22 protein-coding genes are annotated in these 18,299 nt (G+C 69.2%); 13 read left to right on the plus strand and 9 right to left on the minus strand.

Annotation, left to right across the window (positions count from 1 at the left end; translation table 11 throughout):
- Nucleotides 1-11: 11 nt before the first annotated feature.
- On the minus strand, nucleotides 12-1,046 hold the full coding sequence (locus MYK68_RS02925) for a Zn-ribbon domain-containing OB-fold protein (RefSeq protein ID WP_247866235.1): 1,035 nt from the start codon (nucleotides 1,044-1,046) through the stop codon (nucleotides 12-14).
- Between the two features lie 59 nt (nucleotides 1,047-1,105).
- On the opposite strand from MYK68_RS02925, the gene MYK68_RS02930 reads away from it, so the two are divergent.
- Complete coding sequence (locus MYK68_RS02930; RefSeq protein WP_247866236.1) at nucleotides 1,106-2,038, plus strand: LLM class flavin-dependent oxidoreductase; 933 nt, start codon at nucleotides 1,106-1,108, stop codon at nucleotides 2,036-2,038.
- A gap of 4 nt (nucleotides 2,039-2,042) precedes the next feature.
- Here MYK68_RS02930 and MYK68_RS02935 read toward each other — a convergent pair whose 3' ends face one another.
- The 3 genes from MYK68_RS02935 to MYK68_RS02945 all read right to left on the minus strand — a co-directional run bounded on the left by MYK68_RS02935 (nucleotide 2,043) and on the right by MYK68_RS02945 (nucleotide 4,210).
- Nucleotides 2,043-2,492 carry a nitroreductase/quinone reductase family protein gene (locus MYK68_RS02935; protein ID WP_247866237.1) on the minus strand — a complete coding sequence of 150 codons (450 nt, stop codon included), beginning with the start codon at nucleotides 2,490-2,492 and terminating at the stop codon, nucleotides 2,043-2,045.
- Nucleotides 2,493-2,530: 38 nt separating this feature from the next.
- Nucleotides 2,531-3,019, minus strand: a complete 489-nt coding sequence (locus tag MYK68_RS02940) for a hypothetical protein (RefSeq protein WP_247866238.1) — start codon at nucleotides 3,017-3,019, stop codon at nucleotides 2,531-2,533.
- 402 nt (nucleotides 3,020-3,421) lie between these two features.
- A complete protein-coding gene (locus MYK68_RS02945) occupies nucleotides 3,422-4,210 on the minus strand; it encodes a crotonase/enoyl-CoA hydratase family protein (protein ID WP_247866239.1) in 789 nt (262 codons plus the stop codon).
- Nucleotides 4,211-4,283: 73 nt separating this feature from the next.
- Here MYK68_RS02945 and MYK68_RS02950 point away from each other — a divergent pair, with 73 nt between their 5' ends.
- A complete protein-coding gene (locus MYK68_RS02950; protein WP_247867907.1) occupies nucleotides 4,284-5,417 on the plus strand; it encodes an NAD(P)H-dependent flavin oxidoreductase in 1,134 nt (377 codons plus the stop codon).
- A 14-nt stretch (nucleotides 5,418-5,431) separates the two neighbouring features.
- Here MYK68_RS02950 and MYK68_RS02955 read toward each other — a convergent pair whose 3' ends face one another.
- The 3 genes from MYK68_RS02955 to mrf form a co-directional block, all read right to left on the minus strand.
- Entirely contained in the window at nucleotides 5,432-6,766 is a 1,335-nt protein-coding gene (locus tag MYK68_RS02955) for a hypothetical protein (RefSeq protein WP_247866240.1), read from the minus strand.
- Nucleotides 6,767-6,830: 64 nt separating this feature from the next.
- Complete coding sequence (locus MYK68_RS02960) at nucleotides 6,831-7,082, minus strand: type B 50S ribosomal protein L31 (RefSeq protein ID WP_247866241.1); 252 nt, start codon at nucleotides 7,080-7,082, stop codon at nucleotides 6,831-6,833.
- Complete coding sequence (gene mrf / locus MYK68_RS02965; RefSeq protein ID WP_247866242.1) at nucleotides 7,079-8,356, minus strand: ribosome hibernation factor-recruiting GTPase MRF; 1,278 nt, start codon at nucleotides 8,354-8,356, stop codon at nucleotides 7,079-7,081. Before mrf ends, MYK68_RS02960 begins: the two co-directional genes overlap by 4 nt.
- 95 nt (nucleotides 8,357-8,451) lie before the next feature.
- Between mrf and rpmB the strand changes: the two genes are divergently transcribed.
- Genes rpmB through rpsR form a run of 4 tightly spaced genes read left to right on the plus strand, consistent with a single transcriptional unit; the run spans nucleotide 8,452 to nucleotide 9,413 of the window.
- Entirely contained in the window at nucleotides 8,452-8,688 is a 237-nt protein-coding gene (gene rpmB, locus MYK68_RS02970) for a 50S ribosomal protein L28 (protein WP_247866243.1), read from the plus strand.
- Nucleotides 8,688-8,858: a 50S ribosomal protein L33 gene (gene rpmG, locus MYK68_RS02975; protein WP_247866244.1), complete on the plus strand. Its 171-nt coding sequence runs from the start codon at nucleotides 8,688-8,690 to the stop codon at nucleotides 8,856-8,858. Before rpmB ends, rpmG begins: the two co-directional genes overlap by 1 nt.
- A gap of 10 nt (nucleotides 8,859-8,868) precedes the next feature.
- Nucleotides 8,869-9,174, plus strand: a complete 306-nt coding sequence (gene rpsN / locus MYK68_RS02980) for a 30S ribosomal protein S14 (protein WP_247866245.1) — start codon at nucleotides 8,869-8,871, stop codon at nucleotides 9,172-9,174.
- Nucleotides 9,174-9,413 carry a 30S ribosomal protein S18 gene (gene rpsR / locus MYK68_RS02985; RefSeq protein ID WP_247866246.1) on the plus strand — a complete coding sequence of 80 codons (240 nt, stop codon included), beginning with the start codon at nucleotides 9,174-9,176 and terminating at the stop codon, nucleotides 9,411-9,413. The genes rpsN and rpsR overlap by 1 nt, the downstream gene beginning before the upstream one ends.
- Nucleotides 9,414-9,556: 143 nt before the next feature.
- Here rpsR and MYK68_RS02990 read toward each other — a convergent pair whose 3' ends face one another.
- Nucleotides 9,557-10,651 (minus strand): acyl-CoA dehydrogenase family protein, encoded by a 1,095-nt coding sequence (locus MYK68_RS02990; RefSeq protein ID WP_247866247.1) that lies wholly within the window; start codon nucleotides 10,649-10,651, stop codon nucleotides 9,557-9,559.
- Nucleotides 10,652-10,677: 26 nt separating this feature from the next.
- Entirely contained in the window at nucleotides 10,678-11,847 is a 1,170-nt protein-coding gene (locus MYK68_RS02995; protein ID WP_247866248.1) for an acyl-CoA dehydrogenase family protein, read from the minus strand.
- Nucleotides 11,848-11,939: 92 nt separating this feature from the next.
- On the opposite strand from MYK68_RS02995, the gene MYK68_RS03000 reads away from it, so the two are divergent.
- The 7 genes from MYK68_RS03000 to MYK68_RS03030 all read left to right on the plus strand — a co-directional run bounded on the left by MYK68_RS03000 (nucleotide 11,940) and on the right by MYK68_RS03030 (nucleotide 18,299).
- Complete coding sequence (locus MYK68_RS03000; RefSeq protein ID WP_247866249.1) at nucleotides 11,940-12,128, plus strand: ferredoxin; 189 nt, start codon at nucleotides 11,940-11,942, stop codon at nucleotides 12,126-12,128.
- 86 nt (nucleotides 12,129-12,214) lie between these two features.
- Nucleotides 12,215-13,099 carry a 3-oxoacyl-ACP reductase gene (locus MYK68_RS03005; RefSeq protein ID WP_247866250.1) on the plus strand — a complete coding sequence of 295 codons (885 nt, stop codon included), beginning with the start codon at nucleotides 12,215-12,217 and terminating at the stop codon, nucleotides 13,097-13,099.
- 77 nt (nucleotides 13,100-13,176) lie between these two features.
- Nucleotides 13,177-13,941 (plus strand): MlaE family ABC transporter permease, encoded by a 765-nt coding sequence (locus MYK68_RS03010; protein WP_247866251.1) that lies wholly within the window; start codon nucleotides 13,177-13,179, stop codon nucleotides 13,939-13,941.
- 1 nt (nucleotide 13,942) lies between these two features.
- Complete coding sequence (locus MYK68_RS03015) at nucleotides 13,943-14,794, plus strand: MlaE family ABC transporter permease (protein ID WP_247866252.1); 852 nt, start codon at nucleotides 13,943-13,945, stop codon at nucleotides 14,792-14,794.
- 4 nt (nucleotides 14,795-14,798) lie between these two features.
- Nucleotides 14,799-15,971, plus strand: a complete 1,173-nt coding sequence (locus MYK68_RS03020; RefSeq protein ID WP_247866253.1) for an MCE family protein — start codon at nucleotides 14,799-14,801, stop codon at nucleotides 15,969-15,971.
- 31 nt (nucleotides 15,972-16,002) lie between these two features.
- Nucleotides 16,003-17,061 carry an MCE family protein gene (locus MYK68_RS03025; RefSeq protein WP_247867908.1) on the plus strand — a complete coding sequence of 353 codons (1,059 nt, stop codon included), beginning with the start codon at nucleotides 16,003-16,005 and terminating at the stop codon, nucleotides 17,059-17,061.
- Complete coding sequence (locus tag MYK68_RS03030) at nucleotides 17,058-18,299, plus strand: MCE family protein (protein ID WP_502798296.1); 1,242 nt, start codon at nucleotides 17,058-17,060, stop codon at nucleotides 18,297-18,299. Before MYK68_RS03025 ends, MYK68_RS03030 begins: the two co-directional genes overlap by 4 nt.

Genomic DNA, 18,299 nt, shown 5'->3' on the forward strand with positions numbered 1-18,299 from the left:
GTGCGTTCTCTCTACAGGTGGTTCCGGTACGACTCGAACGGGGCGTCCGGCTCGCCGGTCGGCGCGAAGTGGCTGATGTTGCGGAGCGTGTGGCCCCACTCGCTTTCGGGCCGCCAGACGGCCCGCACGCGCATGCCCATGCGGACCTCATCGGCCGGGCAGTCGAGGATCAGGTGCAGGAACGGGATGTCGGCGCCGTCGAGCAGCACGTAGGCCGCCACGTAGGGCGGGGCGATCTGCTGACCGAGGAACGGGACGTTGACGATGCAGAAGGTCGTGATGATGCCGGTGTCCGGGAGTTCCACGCGCGACGCCGTGCGTGACCCGTCCGCGGGGCTGGCCTGGCGGGGTGGGAAGTACACCTCGCCGGTGGCGACTCGGCCGCCGATGAGCCGGCCGTTCTTGAGTCCGTCGAGGTACCAGGACTCCTCCTCGGTGGCGCAGTGCCGGATGTTCAGGGCGACCGGGGTGGTGAGGGTGACGAACTCGCCGTCGTCCGCGGCGGGATGGATGATCTCGGTGGTGCGGGTCTCGTCGTCCGGCCCCTGAGCTCCGTCGTCCGCCCCCTGAGCTCCGTCGAAGGGGACGAAGCACTCGATGTCGTCGATGCGCCCGGTCTGGGCGGCTCGCCAAGTGGCGCGTACCCGCATGCCGGTCGACATCTGCTCCGGGCCGTCGACCGCGACGGCGTGCAACAGCGCGCTATCGGCACCGTCGAGCCGGATCAGGGCCCAGGCGAAGGGCTGTGAGAGTGGTTGTCCGGCAAGGGGTTCGGGCTGCCACGACCAGGTCGTCACGATGCCGTCGGTGGACACCTCGATCAGTTCGGTGGTCGGTGCGCCGGTCACCGGGTCGAACTCGACGGGCGGCACCAGGACGCGTCCGTCGCTGGTGCGGCCGCCGAGGATCCGGCCGTCGCGCAGGGCCAGCGCGAACGGCGAGAGTACGGGTCCGAGTGAGCGCGTGTAGTCGAACGAGATGGCGAGATCGGCTTCCAGGATCGCCGTCTCCGGTACGGGAACCTCGACTTCTGGGCTGATGGTCACACTGAAAAGTAGAACAGGTTCTAGTATTGGGCGCAACCATTGTGCGGTGGAGGATGTCGATGAAACTGGGTCTGCAACTGGGCTATTGGGGCGCGGGACCGATCGCCGGTGCACCGGAGCTGATCCGTGCGGCCGAGGAGGCCGGTTTCGATGCGGTGTTCACCGCCGAGTCGTGGGGGAGCGACGCCTACACGCCGCTGGCGTGGTGGGGTGCGGCGACGTCGACCGTGCGGCTGGGCACCGCCGTCGCCCAGTTGTCGGCGCGACCGGCGGAGTCGTTGGCGACGGCCGCGCTGACCCTCGACCGGCTGACCGGCGGACGGCACATCATCGGCCTCGGCGTCTCCGGGCCGCAGGTGGTCGAGGGGTGGTACGGGCAGTCGTTCGCGCGGCCGTTGGCGCGGACTCGGGAGTACGTACGGGTCGTGCGCGAGGTGCTGGCCCGGGAGGGGGCGGACATCCCGATCTGGCTCGGGGCGGAGGGGCCGCGGAACGTCGCGCAGACCGCGGAGATCGCCGACGGCTGGCTCGCGATCTTCTTTTCGCCGCGGATGGCGCCGATGTTCGGCGAGTGGCTCGACGAGGGCTTTGCGCGGCCGGGGGCGCGCCGTGGGCGGGACGATTTCGAGATCGCGGCGACCGCGCAGTGCGTCGTCACCGACGATGTGCCCGCCGCCCTCGATCGCTATCGGCCGTCGACGGCGCTGTACGTGGGCGGCATGGGTACGAAGGAGCGCAACTTCCACGCCGATCTGTACCGGCGGATGGGGTACGGCGCCGTCGTCGACGACGTGACGCGGCTGTTCCTGTCCGGCCGCAAGGCGGAGGCCATCGCGGCGGTACCCGACGAGATGGTGCGCGAGACGATGCTGGTGGGCGCGGCCGAGGAGGTGCGAGCGCAGTTGGCGGACTGGTCGTCGGCGGGGGTGACGACTCTGATGGTCACCGCGCGCGACGCCGGCACGATCGCTGAACTGGGGGCTCTGCTGTGAGGCGTCAGTCCGCGGGTCGCGGCTCCAGGATCAGCAGCGGGATCTCGCGGTCGGTGTTGCGCTGATAGCCCTCGTATCCGCGGTACACCTTGACGGCGCGGGGCCACAGCTCGGCGCGTTCGGCCGCGGTGGCGGTGTGGGCGCGCACCGCCTGGGTCGTGCCGTCGACCGTCACCGTGATGTCCGGCGTCGCGATCGCGTTCTTGTACCAGTCGGGGTGGTCGCTGTGCCCGCCCTTGGAGGCGACGACCACGATCCGGTCGGCGTCCTGTACCGGCGACGTCAGCAGGGTGGAGTACGGCTTGCCCGACTTGCGGCCGACCGTGTGCAACTCGATCGGGAGCATTCCGGCGACGGTTTTCGGGAAGCGGCCGCCGGTGAGGGCCAGGAGAGTGCGGTGTCCGTTCTCCAATAGCCAGGCACCGGCGGCGACGAGTCGGTCGGGCTTACGCATGCCCCGACGCTATCGGTGGGCCGCCCCGGGGTCCAGTCTCACGGCGCGACGACGGTGCCGCTGCAACTGCGCGCGGGGATCGCCCAGAGAGCATTGCGGTTCACGGTGCTCAGCGTGACGTTGACCTTGCCCGGGCCGAACGTGCTGCGCTTGATGGTGAAGTTGTGGACGCCGGTGTTGGGCGGGCGGACCACGCTGTGGTCGACCAGGGTGCCGCGCTTGTTGGTCTTGAGGTTGTGCCAGTCGAGTCGGGCGACGGAGTCGTACCCGGCGCCGATCCAGAGGCTGCTGTAGTCGACCTGCATGTAGGTGGTGCCCGCGTACTCGGAGATGATCACGCGCGAGGGCATGTACGGCATGTCGACGATGTTCGGGCTGACGTTGATGCAGTCGTGGAGCGGATACTCCTTGGTGGCCGCCTCGGCCGTCCCGGTCCCGGCGACGACTGCTACCGCAGCTGTGGCCGCTGTTACCGCGGCTGCCGCGATCCGGGTCCGAACGGGCAGGCGAGTTGATCGGTCCGACATGAGACTCCTCCTTGAGTGCGGTGTTGCGGGTGCGTCCTGTCTCGTATGTCGGTTTGGTCGTGGTCGGTGTTAGTCGGATCGGAGGAATGGGACGTACTCGGGGATGCGTCTCAGGCGCGGCTTCTTGACGAGCGGTCCTCCGGTTGCGCCAACGCGTGCGTGGTTGCTTGTGCTCGGGTGCTGGTCGTGCCGGTCGCCAGAATGCCGATTCAGTGCTCACTGCGAACCCCGATCCGGCACTTTCCGGCCGAGCGATGTGGAGTTGCTCGGACTATGGTGGGCTCGTTCGGCGGATGGCCGCTCAGGTGCTTCGGCGTCGCTCAATGGTGAGCAGGTCCACCGTTGAACGGCGGCTCTTGGAGGATCTGCGCCGCCGGTGAGCGGGCCGGGTCGGAGGCTCACTCACTCGCCCGTGAAGACCGGCTTCTCCTTGTTCGCGAAGGCCCGGGGGCCGATCTTCGCGTCGGCGGACTGGAAGACCTTCGCGCCCAGTTCGGCGTCGATCTTGAAAGCCTCCTCCTCGTGCAGGCCCTCCGAATCGCGGATCGTCTTCAAGATGGCCTGGACGGCGAGGGGGCCGTTGGCGGCGATCTGGTCGGCGATCGCCAGGGCCTTGTCCAGCGCGGCGCCGTCGGGCACGACATGCCCGATCAGCCCGTACTCCTTCGCCTCGGCCGCGGTGATGTGGCGGCCGGTCAGGAGGACGTCGCAGGCGACGGTGTAAGGGATCTGCCGGACCAGGCGGACCGCGCTGCCACCGAGCGGGAACAGACCCCACCTCGCCTCGGACACCCCGAACCTCGCACTCTCGCCGGCCACGCGGATATCCGTACCTTGCAGAATCTCCGTGCCGCCCGCGATGGCCGGGCCCTCGACCGCGGCGATCAGCGGTTTGGTCAGCCGCCGCCCCTTCAGCAGGGCGGGCAGACGCGTGAGGTCCCAGCCGCCCTTGGCGAAGGCATCGCCGGGGGCGGAGCGGTTCATCGCCTTCAGGTCGGCCCCGGCGCAGAAATAGCCGCCGGCTCCGGTGAGGATCGCGACGCGGATCTCGGGGTCGTCGTCGACCCGGTCCCACGCCTCCTCCATGATCGCCATCATGTCCCCGGACAGGGCGTTTCGTGCCTCCGGCCGGTTCATGGTCACGATCAGGACGTGGCCGCGCTGCTCGACGAGGCACTCGGGCTCGGACATGGCGATCCTCCTAGAACACAGCCGGGTCTTGCCGCAGAACAGTAACACGTTCTAGTTTTGATGCATGACGGGAATTCACACCGGCCTCGCCGAGCGCTTCGGCATCGACTATCCGATCTTCGGCTTCACACCGAGTCAGGACGTGGCGGCGGCGATCAGCCGGGCCGGCGGCCTCGGCGTCCTCGGCTGTGTCCGGTTCAACGACCCCGGCGAACTCGACGAGGTCCTCGAATGGATGCACGAGAACACCGACGGCAAGCCGTTCGGCGTCGACGTCGTGATGCCGGCGAAGATCCCGACCGAGGGCTCCAAGACCGACCTCGACTCGCTGATCCCGCCCGAGCACCGGGCCTTCGTGGAACGCACGCTCGACGACCTCGGGGTCCCGCCGCTGCCCGCCGGCCAGGACCGGGTCAACACCGGTGTCCTGGGCTGGCTGCACTCGGTGGCGCGGTCGCACGTCGACGTCGCGATCGAGCACACCCGCAAGTACGGGCAGATCAAGCTCATCGCGAACGCGCTCGGCTCGCCGCCGGACGACGTGATCGCGCAGGCGCACGACAGCGGGCTCGCCGTGGCGGCACTGGCCGGCACCGCCGAACACGCGCTGCATCACCTCGACGCGGGCGTCGACATCGTCATCGCCCAGGGCTACGAGGGCGGCGGGCACACCGGCGAGGTGACCTCCATGGTGCTGTGGCCGGAGATCGTCGACGCCGTCGGCGACCGCGCGCCGGTCCTCGCGGCCGGAGGTGTCGGCAGCGGCAGGCAGATGGCGGCCGCGATCGCGCTCGGCGCCCAGGGCGTCTGGATGGGCACCGCCTGGCTCACCGCCGCGGAGTACCGGCTCGGCAGCACCGGCGACGGCCCGTCGACCGTGCAGCGCGCCCTGCTCAAAGCCACCTCGCGCGACACGGTCCGCCGTCGTATCTACTCGGGGAAACCCGCGCGTCTGCTCAAGACCCGATGGACCGACGCGTGGGACGCGCCCGGGGCGCCCGAACCGCTCCCGATGCCGCTGCAGAATCTCCTGGTCGGCGAGGCGCACGCCCGGATCTCGGCCAGCGACGACGCCGAGGTGGTCGCGATGCCGGCCGGTCAGATCGTCGGCCGCTGCAACGAGATCGTGCCGGTGGCGCAGCTGATCGACGGCCTGATCGCCGAGTACGAATCGGCCGTCGCACGGCTCGGGGCGACGCTGAGCTGAACCTGGACTCGGAACTAGGCCTCGCCGCGCTCGACGGCGATCTGCGCGCGGATCTCGTCCAGGATCCGCCCGGCCGCACCCGGCTCGCCGAACAACTGCCGCACATTGCGCCGCTGCACCTCGGCGAGCGGGTCGTCGTCGAGGATGTCGCCGAACCGCGCCCGGGCCTCCTCCGCCGACGACACCAGGTGCACCCCCTGGGCGAGGATCTCGCCGATCTCGTTGAAGGGCACGTGGCCCGGCCGCTCGACGAAGAGGACCGGCTTGCCGAGGATCTGGCTCTCGGACAGCATGCTCGGACCGTCGGTGACCACGACGTCCGCGGCGGCGGCCGCCGAGGCGTAGAGGCCCGTCCAGTACGCGGTGTTCGGCAGCGCGTTCCACCGGGCCAGCCAGTCCTGGAACTCGGCGGGACTGACCGGGCTCTTCGGCCGCTCGATGGTGTCGATGAGCAGCGGGTGATGGAAGAACGCGAACTCGACGTCCGGGGTGTCCGCCGCCCACTCGAGCATCCCCTCCCGCATCTCAGGGAACACGCCGAAGTCGTTCCAGCCGCTGAGGATGGAATGGTGGGCCGACCACGCCACCCGGGGCCGTCGTGCACCGTCACGTTCGGGGACCGGCCACACGGGCTCCACCTCGCGGACCGCATCGGCCTTCGGGTGGCCGAGCGCGCGGAACTGCCGGCCGCCGGTCAGGCTGTCGCGGCGGGCGATCCGCAGGACGGTCTCGTTCGCGACGAACACCAGCCAGCACGCGCGATGCCAGGCGGTGTCGACGGCGCTGTTGACCGGCGGGTCGCCCCACGGCACGTTCTGGATCACGTTCAGCGTGCCGTAGGGCACCAGGATGGTGCGGGCCCAGGCGAGCGCATCGGTGCTGAACGCGTCGTCGACGTCCTGATCCCATTGACTCTGCCGGATGACGATGTCGGGATCGAGCGCCCGCAGCAGCGCCGTCGCGGAGCCGATGGCCGCGTCGGGCAGCCGGACGTGCTCCACGCCGGCGGCCTCGAGCACGTCGTGCACCTCGGCTTCGCCGTGATTGGGCCCGAGGCCGGAGTAGTGATGCGGGATCGACACGACGATCGGCTCGAAATCGGGTGCGTCGTCCATCAGCCGGACCAACTCGTCGAGACTCGACCACACGGTCGGGTTGTGCACCAGCACGACGACGCGGGCGGCGGCCCGGCGCAGGCTCGCGCGACGGGCGGCGATCGCGGCAGCGGTCTCCGTGTGATCCAGCGATCGTGCGGTCTCGTCCCGGAATTCCCGGAGCTCGCGCTTGATGTCCCCGATGCTCAGGTCCATCCGGCGGATGCGTTCGATGTAGTTGTTCAGCTTTGTCACGACGACCTCCGGCCTGCACACTACTGGGGCGCCGGACCGGACCGGCGATTACACGCAGGGGTACTTAAACAGAACGCCGGCCGTACTTGCGGTGGAACTTCTCAACTCGCCCAGCGGTGTCCATAACGCGCTGATTGCCCGTCCAGAACGGGTGCGAATCACTGCTGACCTCGACGGTGATCAGCGGATAGACGTTGCCGTCCGCCCACTCGATCGTCGTCTCGGAGGTGGCGGTGGAGCGGGTGAGGAACTGCGTTCCCGTGGTCGCATCGCGGAACACGACGGGGGCGTAGGCGGGGTGGATGCCGGATTTCATCGGGTGGTCTCCTCGGAGTCGATGGGGGTCGGGGTGCGGTCGGGATCGCACGGGTCGTGGTGGTCGTCGCCGAAGGGTGATTCCAGGGCGGCGAGGTAGTCGCTGCCCCGGGCGAGCTCGTCGTCGGTGACGAGGGCACCGGTGAGCGCGCGCTCGATCTCGGCGGCGTCGGCGCGGTGGGTCACGGCGACGATCGACGAGTGCCGATCGCCGTGCCGGGCGTCCCACCGGAGGGCGGCCATCGCCCGTACCTGAGGCGCGATGTCGTCGAGCTCGGTCTCGTCCCGCGCCGCCAGCCAGCGGCCGGCCTTGGCGATGCCGAGGGACTCGCCCGCGCTCTCCAGCCAGAGGACGTCGTCGTTGCTCGACGTGAGCCAGACGCGGCCGCGGGAACAGATCACGCCGTCGAGCAGCACGTCGAGAGCGTCGTGCAGGCGCCCGGGATGGAACGGGCGGGCGGCCTCGAAGACGACGATCTCGATCCCGCAGTCCGCGTCGAGCGGTGGGCAGCCGTCGAGCAGTGGGTCGAAGATGGTCGAGACGCGGCCCCGCCGGGATTCCGGCCGGACGGCGGCGAGCGAGATCAGCATGTCCGCGATGCCGAAGGCGCCGCCGTGGGCGACCGGATGCTGGATCGCGGCGGGGTTGATCCGGCGCAGCGCGGCGGAGAGCCGCGCCTCCTCGTAGTGATCGGGCGACGGGGCTCCGGTGATCACCAGCACGTCGCCGAACCGCACCTGGGCGATCGCGATCTGGGCGAGGGTGCGCTCGTCCTCGACCTCGGAGATCCCGGCCTCGCAGACGGTGAGGTCGCCGGTCGCGTCGTTCAGCCAGCTGTCCGCGGCGACCGCGGTGACGCAGCTGATCACCTCGACGTCGTCGCCGGCCGTGCCCTCGGGAAGGTCTTCGGACTCGACCAGCGTGTGCGCGATCTCGTCGACCACCGGCTCGGGTTCGAACGCCGGGTCGAGCACGACGACGATCCGCTCGACACCGGGCGTCCGGTGCAGGGTGCGCAGCATCGGCAGCAGGTCGTGCCGGAGGGTGCAGGTGGCGCAGCCGTGTTCCAGCTGGACGCCCTCGATGGCGAACAGGTCGGCGTCGCCGATCACGTTGCGGGTCTGCCGGACCACGTAGCCGAGGGGCAAGGCGCGCAGGTCGTGCGAGATGAGCGCGGTGCCGGAGACGGCGAGGGTGTTGGCGATGCGGGCGGTGGCCTCGCGGTTCAGGCCGGTGACCAGGGTGACCGGGGTCTTGCCGGATGCGGTGGGCACACGTGCCTCCTTGTTGGTAACGATTGCCATCTTGTTGAGACGTACGGTACCGTCGCCTCCGTCTTAATGCCAATCGCTATCAATAAGGAGGAATGATGTCCGCTCGCTGCCAAGTGACCGGCAAGGTTCCCGGCTTCGGCAAGCAGGTCTCCCATTCGCACCGCCGCACCAACCGGCAGTGGCGGCCGAACCTGCAGCGCCGCCACTACTGGGTGCCCAGTGAGGGCCGCCGGGTGACCCTGCGGGTCTCGACCGACGGGATCAAGATCATCGACCGCGACGGAATCGACGCGGTGATCGCACGACTGCGCGCCGCGGGAGAGAAGGTCTGATGGCCGGCAAGGGCACCGATGTGCGGCCGATCGTGAAACTGAAATCGACCGCCGGAACCGGATACACGTACGTGACGCGCAAGAACCGGCGCAACGATCCGGACCGCATGACGCTGCGGAAATACGACCCGATCGTGCGCAAGCACGTCGAGTTCCGCGAAGAACGCTGAGGAAGAAGGCATGGCCAAGAAATCGAAGATCGTCGCCGACGCGCGACGGCGCGAGACCGTCGCGCGCTACGCGGAACGACGCCGCGAACTGAAGAAGATCATCGTCGACCCGGCGCGCTCGGTCGCCGAGCGCGATGCGGCACAGCGAGAGCTGGCGCGGCAGCCGCGGGATGCCAGCCCGGTGCGGCTGCGCAATCGCGATGCCGTCGACGGCCGCCCGCGCGGCTACCTGCGAAAGGCGGGCGTCTCGCGAATCCGGTTCCGGGAGATGGCGCACCGCGGCGAACTGCCCGGCATCTCGAAAGCGAGCTGGTGATGGCGCGGCGCAAACCGGCGGGGAGCAAGTCGGCCGCGCGCAAGCGGCCCCCGAAGAAGGCCGATCCCGCGCTGGTCTTCGACTACAAGGACACCGCCTCGCTGCGGCGATTCCTCAGCGATAAGGGCCGCATCCGATCCCGGCAGGTCACCGGCCTGTCGCCGCAGCAGCAGCGGCAGCTGGCGACCGCGGTGCGCAACGCGCGGGAGATGGCGCTGCTGCCGTATGGGCCGTCGTAGCGCGCGGATCCGCGGCAAGCGGCAACAGTTCCGCGGCAGTCGTGCACGTCCGAGTCGGTCGCGATCGACTCGGATGTGTGCGGCTGCCGCGTTCGTCGTGATCGCCGATGGCGCAGGACGTGGCGCGAGACGGCGTCGCACGGCTACTCGAGTGCGCCGGTGCCGATCAGACCGCCCAGTTCGTCGAGGACCGCGGGGGCGGTGCCCAGGGTGAACTCGTTCTGCTTGGCGCGCAGGAAGTAGCGGTGGGCCGGATACGAGGTGTCCAGCCCGACGCCGCCGTGCACGTGCACCGCGGTGTGGGCCACCCGGTGTCCGGCGTCGTCGGCCCAGAACTTGGCGGTCAGGGTCGCGGCGGTGATCTCGGCGGCGCCGGCGTCCGCCTCGGGGGAGAGCAGCCACGCGGCCTGCGCCGTGGTCAGGGCGAGTCCCTGCACGTCGATGTACGCGTCGGCCAGACGCTGGGCGACGGCCTGGAACGACCCGATCGGCCGCCCGAACTGTTCGCGTTCGCGGGCATAGGCCGCCGTCGCGTCGAGGGCCGCGGCCAGCACGCCGGCCTGCTCGGCGCACACGGCCAGCCGGAGCAGGTCGGACAGCCGCGTGACCGTCGCCACTCCGCCGGTCAGCACCTCGGCGCCGGACACGACGACGCCGTCGAACTCGACCGTGTAGACGGGGACCAGGCCGGTGGCGGGGGCGGTGGTCACCGTGACCCCGGGGGCGCCGGTGCGCACGACCGCCACCACCGGACCGTCGTCGCCGGTGGCGCTGACCAGCAGCGCATCCGCCGCCCCGGCGTAGGGGACGTTGACCTTCGCGCCGGTGAGCCGGCCGTCGGTCAGGCGGGTCCGCGGTTCCGGTGCGGGCCGGGCCAGATCCTCCTCGACGGCGGCGCTCAGCACCGTCGATCCGGTGTACGCGGGTGCCACCAGCTCGTCGGTCAGTGACGCCGACCCGTACGCGCGCACCAGCGGCAGCGCGGCCACTGCGTGCGGCCCGAACGGGACCCGCGCGAGACGGCGGCCCAGGGCCGTCGCGACCGCGGTGGTCTCTTGCGGCCCGAACGACACGTCGCCCAGCAGGCCGGCGCCGCCCAGCTCGCGCCACAGCCGCGCGTCGATCGGGGCGGCGGCGCTCTCCAATTCCGCGACGCGCTCGGGGGTGCTGATCGCCGCGGCGATCTCGCCGGCCAGGGCGCCGAGTTCGGCGGCGGCCTCGGTGGGGGTGAAGTCCATGGGATCTCTCCTGCCTGCGGGGATGGTCAGCGCCGGGCGGGCGGCAGTTGCAGCGCGAGCATCCCGATGATGTCGCGCTGGATCTCGTTGGTGCCGCCGCCGAAGGTCAGGATCAGCGAGGTGCGCGCGAACCGTTCGAGTCGGCCCGCCAGGTGCGCGCCGGGGCTGCCGGCCCGCAGTGTCGCGGCCGGGCCCACCACCTCCATCAGCAGCCGGTACGCCTCGGTGGCGAACTCGGTGCCGAAGACCTTGGTGGCCGACGCATCCGCGGGCGACGGCGAGCCGCCCTGCGCCGCGATCGAGGCGATCTTCCAGTTGATCAGCTTCAGGAACTCGACCTTCGCCCGCACCCGCGCCAGATTGGCGCGCACCCAGCCGATCTCCAGCCGCGAGGTGGCCTCGGCGAACTCGACGGTCTCGCGCAGCGCGGTCATGATGGGTGCGGCGCTGCACAGCGCGACCCGCTCGTGGTTGAGCTGGTTGGTCACCAGCGGCCAGCCGCCGCCCTCGGTGCCCACCAGCGCCGTCGTCGGCACCCGCACGTCTGAGTAGTAGGTCGCCGAGGTGTCGACGCCGGACATGGTGTGCACCGGCGTGTACGAGAAGCCCTCCGCGGTGGTCGGCACGATCAGCATCGAGATGCCCTTGTGCTTGGCCGCGTCCGGATCGGTCCGGCAGGCCAGCCACACGTAGTCGGCGTAGGGGATGAGACTGGTCCACATCTTCTGGCCGTTGATCACGTAGTCGTCGCCGTCGCGCACCGCGCTGGTGCGCAGCGCGGCCAGATCGGTACCGGCGCCCGGTTCGGAGTAGCCGATGGAGAAGTGCAGGTCACCGGCCGCGATACGGGGCAGGAAGAACGACCTCTGCTCGTCGGTACCGTAGGCCATGAGCGTCGGCGCCACCGAGTTGATGGTCAGGAACGGGACCGGTGCACCGGCGATCGCGGCCTCGTCGGTGAAGATCAGCTGATCCATCATCGAGCGGTCGGCACCGCCGTACTCGGTGGGCCAGCCCAGGGCGAGCCAGCCGTCGGCGCCCATCTGCTTCACGACGTCGCGGTAGGCATCGCCCGCGCCGAGTTCGCCGTCGCCGCCGGTCAGTGCCGCACGACGTTCCGGCGTCATCAGCGCGGCGAAATAGGCGCGCAATTCGCGGCGGAGTTCGTCCTGCTCGGGGGTGTACGCGATGCGCATCTACGCTCTCCTGCTTGGCTAGTTCTGAAACACGTTCTAACGTGTAATCATCGGTCCGTCAACATCCGGCCGATCGAGGAGATGAGGAACTGATGCGCGTCACGTGCGATTTCGACCTGTGCGAGTCCAATGCCGTCTGCGTCGGCATGGCCCCGGACGTCTTCGAGCTCGACGACAATGACTACCTGGTGATTCTGGAGGACGAGGTGCCGCCGGAGCGCGAGGAGGAGTTGCGTCAGGTGGTGGCGAGCTGTCCGCGCTCGGCGCTGAGTCTGGGGTGAGCGACGGTCGTCGGTGACGCCCGATTCGCCCGAACGACGGGGTCATGTGTTAGAACAGGTTCTACTTACCTCGAAGGGGAGTCTGCATGAGTGAGCCGCTGAGCGGTCGTATCGCCGTCGTCACCGGAGCCGGTGCCGGCCTCGGCCGGGCCGAGGCCCTGGGCCTGGCCGCCGATGGCGCCACCGTGATCGTCAACGACCTGGCCGCCGCCCTCGAGGCGAGCGACGTGGTCGACGAGATCGCCGCCGCCGGCGGCCGCGCGGTCCCGGTGACCGGCGACATCGCTGACGCGGCCACCGCCGCGGAGATCATGCGGGTGGCGACCGAGGAACTCGGCGGCCTGCACATCGTCGTCAGCAATGCGGGCATCACTCGCGACGCGATGCTGTTCAACATGACCGACGACCAGTGGGATGCGGTGGTGCGCGTCCACCTGCGCGGCCACTTCCTGCTCAACCGGAACGCCGCCGCGTATTGGCGGGCGCAGTCCAAGCAGGCCGGCGGCCCGGTCTACGGGCGCCTGATCAACACCGCCTCGGAGGCGGGACTGCTGGGTCCGGCCGGTCAGGCCAACTACGGTGCGGCGAAGGCCGGGATCACCGCGCTGACCCTGTCGGCGTCCCGGGCGCTCGCGAACTACGGGATCACCGCGAATGCGATCTGCCCGCGCGCCCGGACCGCGATGACCGCGCAGGTCTTCGGCGAGGCGCCGGCCGGTCGGGTGGATCCGCTGTCTCCCGACCACGTGGTGACCCTGGTCCGCTACCTCGCCGGGCCGGCCGCGGGGCAGGTGAGCGGGCAGGTCTTCGTCGTCTACGGCCCGACCGTGATGCTCATGGCGGCGCCCACGATCCGGGAGACCTTCACCGCCGACGGCGACGAATGGGACCCCGCGGCGCTGAGTGACCGGCTGTCGTCGTTCTTCGAACACGCTGACAGTGCGACATTTTCCGCGCAAAATCTCATTTGATTCTCAGGACCTCGCGGATCACGAGCCGCGAACAGGCGCGTGATAGGTTCACGTCCACGCAGGCACAAGGAGGGGACTTGCCGAACCGGCTTGCTGCCCCGATGGCCGGGGTGGGGGACTTCGTAGCACTCGCGGTCGAGACATCCCGTGAACTGTTCCGCCGGCCGTTCCAGGCGCGGGAAACCGTCGAACAGTCGTGGGCGATCGCCCGCGTCTCGCTGGTACCCACCCTCCTCGTGGCGATCCCCTTCACCGTGCTGGTGAGCTTCACCCTCAACATCCTGCTGCGGGAGATCGGCGCGCAAGACCTCTCCGGTGCCGGTGCGGCGCTGGGCACCATCACCCAGATCGGTCCCATCGTCACGGTGCTGATCGTCGCCGGTGCCGGCGCGACGGCGATCTGCGCTGACCTGGGCGCCCGCACCATCCGCGAAGAGATCGACGCCATGCGGGTGCTCGGCATCAATCCGATCCACCGGCTGGTGGTGCCCCGCGTGATCGCATCGACCGGGGTGGCGCTGCTGCTCAACAGCCTGGTCTGCACGATCGGCATCGCGGGCGGCTTCGTCTTCTCCGTCTATCTGCAAGACGTGAATCCGGGCGCGTTCATCGCCAACCTGACCCTGCTCACCGGCCTGCCGGAACTGATCATCTCGATGGTGAAGGCGGCCCTCTTTGGACTGTTCGCCGGACTCGTCGCCTGTTATCGCGGGCTGCACGTCAAGGGCGGCGCCAAGGGTGTCGGCGACGCGGTGAACGAGACCGTCGTGTACTCCTTCATGGCGCTGTTCGTGGTGAACGTGGTGGTCACCGCGGTCGGCCTGAGAGCGACGATGAACTGACATGGTGATTCCCGAGGCAACCAGATTCCTGACCGCCCGCGTCGCGCTGAAGCGGGCCGGCGAGGACTGGAACAAGATCGGCGACCAGGCCCTCTTCTACTGGGACTCGATCATCTCGATCCCGCGTGCGCTGCGGCTGTATAAGAAGGAGACGCTGCGGCTGATCGCGGAGATCTCCATGGGCACCGGCGCGCTGGCGATGATCGGCGGCACCGTGGTCGTGGTCGGCTTCCTGACGCTCTTCACCGGCGGCACCATCGCCGTCCAGGGTTACAGTTCCCTCGCGAACATCGGCGTCGAGGCCCTGACCGGCTTCTTCTCCGCCTTCATCAACGTGCGCATCGCGGTTCCGGTGATCGCAGGCATCGCCCTGGCCGCGACCATCGGCGCCGGCGCGACGGCGCAGCTGGGTTCGATGCGGGTGAGTGAGGAGATCGACGCGCTCGAGGTGATGGCTATCGCCTCGGTACCCTTCCTGGTCAGCACGCGCATCGTCGCCGGGATGATCGCGATCATCCCGCTGTATTCGCTCGCCGCGCTCGCGTCGTTCCTGGCCAGCCGGTTCGCGACGGTGGTCCTGTACGGGCAGTCGTCCGGCGTCTACGACCACTACTTCTCCACCTTTCTGATCCCGTCCGACATCCTGTGGTCGTTCGTCCAGGCCATCTGCATGGCCATCGCGGTGATGCTGATCCACACCTACTACGGTTTCAACGCCTCCGGAGGTCCGGTGGGCGTGGGGGTGGCGGTCGGCAACGCGGTGCGTGCCTCGCTGGTCGTGGTGGTCGTGATCACCCTGCTGACCTCGCTCGCGATCTACGGCACCGACGGCAACTTCAACCTGGCGGGCTGAGCGGATGCACACACGTCGCTCGGACCGCGTCCGCAAGCTCGCCGCCGTCATCCTGGTCGGCGGGCTGGCCGCGATCATCGCCCTGGCCGCCGGACAGTTCCTCGGCTGGTTCACCAGCACGCAGACGGTCACGCTGTACGCCCCGCGCGCCGGACTGGTGATGAATCCGGCCGCCAAGGTGAAACTGCGCGGCGTCGAGGTCGGCCGGGTGGCCACCGTGAACAACGACGGCAACCGGGCCCGGCTCACCCTCGACATGGACAGCTCGCAGCTGCACCTGGTCCCGGCGAACGTGACGGCCGACATCAAGTCGAACACCATCTTCGGTGCCAAGGACGTCAACCTGGTGATCCCGGACTCGGGTGGTAAGGGCCGGCTCCGCGGCGGCGACGTGATCGCCGCCGACCACGTCGTCGTCGAACTGAACACGCTGTACCAGCAGCTGGTGAACGTGCTGGCACAGATCGAGCCCGACAAGATCAACGTCACCATGGGGGCGATCGACGGTGCCCTGTCCGGTAAGGGCGAGCAGCTCGGCGTCGCCCTGCAGGAGCTCACCGACGTCCTCGGCAAGACCAACAAGCACCTGCCCGAGCTGAACGACCTCATCGAGCAGACCGCAGGCTTCACCGGCGTGTACGCCGACGCGGCGCCGGACCTGCTGCGCACCGTCGACAACGCGACGGTCCTCGGCAACATCCTGGTGGACAACACGGCCAACCTCGACGCCCTGCTGATCAACGTGACCGGCATGGCGAACACCGCGAACGGGGTGCTCACCACGTCCAAGAAGGACCTGATGGCCACCCTCACCGACCTCAACCCGCTGATGACGCTGCTGGGCAGGCAGGCCCCCGGCCTGCGGTGCTTCATCATCGGATCGTCGAACGCGGTCGACGTCGCCACACCGCTGCTCGGCGGGAAGAACGGCATGCTGCTGCTCGACGCCGGCCTGATCCCCGGGCAGGACCCGTACCGCTGGCCGCAGGACCTCCCCGAGGTGCACGGCGACGGCCCGCCCACCTGCCAGGGCGGCCTGAGCGACATCACCACGAAAGAGCACGTGCCGTTCTACGTGAGCGACAACGCCCCGCAGCCCTACCAGCCGCGGACCACGCCGAAGGTGCAGCCGTTCAAGCTGTTCAACCTGCTGTTCGGAGGGCCGGCAGTTGGCTGACGGAGAACTCGTGACGAGCGGCGAGAAGCACATCGACAAGCGGGCCCGCGCCTTCCGGGCGACGGTCATCAAGCTCACCACCTTCGTGGTGGTGATGGTGCTGGTCATGGCCGGCCTGGTGATGGTGTTCAGCCGCTACCAGCCCGGCAGCACCGACAGCTACACGGCGCTGTTCACCAGCGCCTCGCAGATCAAGCCCGGCAGCGACGTGCAGATCGCCGGCGTCGACGTCGGCGTGGTGAACAAGATCCAGGTGACCCGCGGGAACGACGCGAAGGTCAGCTTCTCGGTCAACTCCGACTACAAGCTGCCGACCACCGTGCGTGCGCTGATCCGGTACCAGAACCTCACCGGCGACCGGTACCTGGAACTGCAGCCCGGGACCGCCGCGCCGGGTGAGTACCTCAAGTCCGGGGCGCAGATCCCGATCGATCAGACCGAGCCCGCGCTCGACCTGGACAATCTGCTCGGCGGTTTCAAGCCGCTGTTCCGCACGCTCAACGGCGAGCAGGTGAACCAGCTGTCGGCGGCGCTGATCGCGGTGTTCCAGGGCCAGGGCCCGGCGCTGCAGCAACTGCTGGCGGCCACCGATTCGTTCACCAACACCCTCGCCGACCGGGACAAGCTGATCGGCTCGGTGATCGACAACCTGAACACCACGCTCGGCATCCTCGAAGCCGATCACCGGGGGCTGGACCAGAGCGTCGACCGGCTCCAGCAGCTGATCACCGGGCTCTCCGGCGACCGCGACGTGATCGGGAACTTCCTCAGCCAGGCCGCGGACGCGTCGACCGACATGGGTGACCTGCTGGCCGTGACCCGGCCGGACATCAAGGGCTCGCTGACCTCGCTCGGCCAGATCTCCGACAACGCCCTGGCCGCCGAGCCGTTCCTGAGGAATCTGCTGGCCAAACTGCCCGGCGACTTCAAGACCCTCTCCAATCTCGGCAGCTACGGCGCCTGGCTGCAGATCTACTTCTGCCGCATCCGGCTGCTGCTGCCCGGTCCGGGCGACACCCAGTACTTCTTCACCGCGATCGACGCGATGGGCGACAAGACCAAAGACGGGGGGAGGTGCTCGACCCGATGAACGACGACGCCACGGCGGAGAACGAGACGACCGCCGACGACCTTCCGGCTCCGGCGCCGCCGCGCCGCGAGGGACGCCGGTCCCGCGTGTCGATGGGCATCATCGGCGTAGCGCTGACCGCGGCCGTGGTGCTGAGCGCCCTGCAACTGGACAAGCTGCCGTTCCTGAGCCAGATCAGCACCTACAGCGCGCTCTTCGAGGACTCCGGCGGACTGGTGACCGGTGACACCGTCACCGTCGCCGGGGTGAACGTCGGCACCGTCAAGGACATCTCGCTGGACCGCACCGGCGGTCACATGCTGGCCAAGGTCACCTTCCGGCTCGACGACACCATCGTGCTCGGCGACCGGACGCGGGCGGCCATCAAGACCGAGACGGTGCTCGGCCGCCGCAACCTCACCATCGACTCGCTCGGCGACGGCCGCCTGCGACCCGGCCAGACCATCCCGGTCGAGGCCACCGTCGCCCCGTACTCGCTGACCGACGCGCTGGACGATTCGGTGTCGACCCTGACCGAGACCGACACCGATCAGCTCAACCGCGCCCTGAACACCATGAACGAGGCCTTCGCCGACACCCCGGCCGAGATGAAGGGTGCGGTCGAGGGCGTCGGACGCCTGTCCAAGACCATCGCCGACCGGGACAACGCCCTCAACGAACTGCTCGGCCGCGCCCGCGGCGTCACCGACATCATCGGCAAGCGCAGCGACCAGATCCAGCAGCTGCTGATCGACGCCAACGCCCTGCTCGGCGAGCTGAACATGCGGCGCGATGCGATCCGGCAGATCATCTCCGGCACCGAGAACCTGTCCGCGCAGCTCACCGGATTCGTGAAGGACAACGAGGCGCAGCTGACGCCGGTCCTGGAGAAGTTCAACCGGGTGCTCGACATCCTGAACGACAACGCCGACAACTTCTCCGCCGCCATCGACAATCTCGGGCCGTACGCCAACATCATGGGTGAGGCGGTCAGTTCCGGCCCGTACTTCTCCTCGCTCGTCGGCCTGCCGACCTGGGGCGACTACATGGGCACCTTCCTGCGCATCCTCGCGGGCAAGTACCCGGAGGCCGCCCAGTACTTCGCCAAGTACTCCGGCTTCCCGCTGCTGCCGAACAACTGGTCCGAGGGGCCCAAGCTCGGTGCCCCCGGCCCCAAGCGGCCGGTGCCGAGCAGCAAGCCGCCGACGGTGCCGCCGACCACCACGAAGAAGACGACGACCCCGACGGGAGGACGCTGA

The sequence above is a fragment of the Gordonia sp. PP30 genome (genome assembly GCF_023100845.1).
Lineage (GTDB): Bacteria > Actinomycetota > Actinomycetes > Mycobacteriales > Mycobacteriaceae > Gordonia.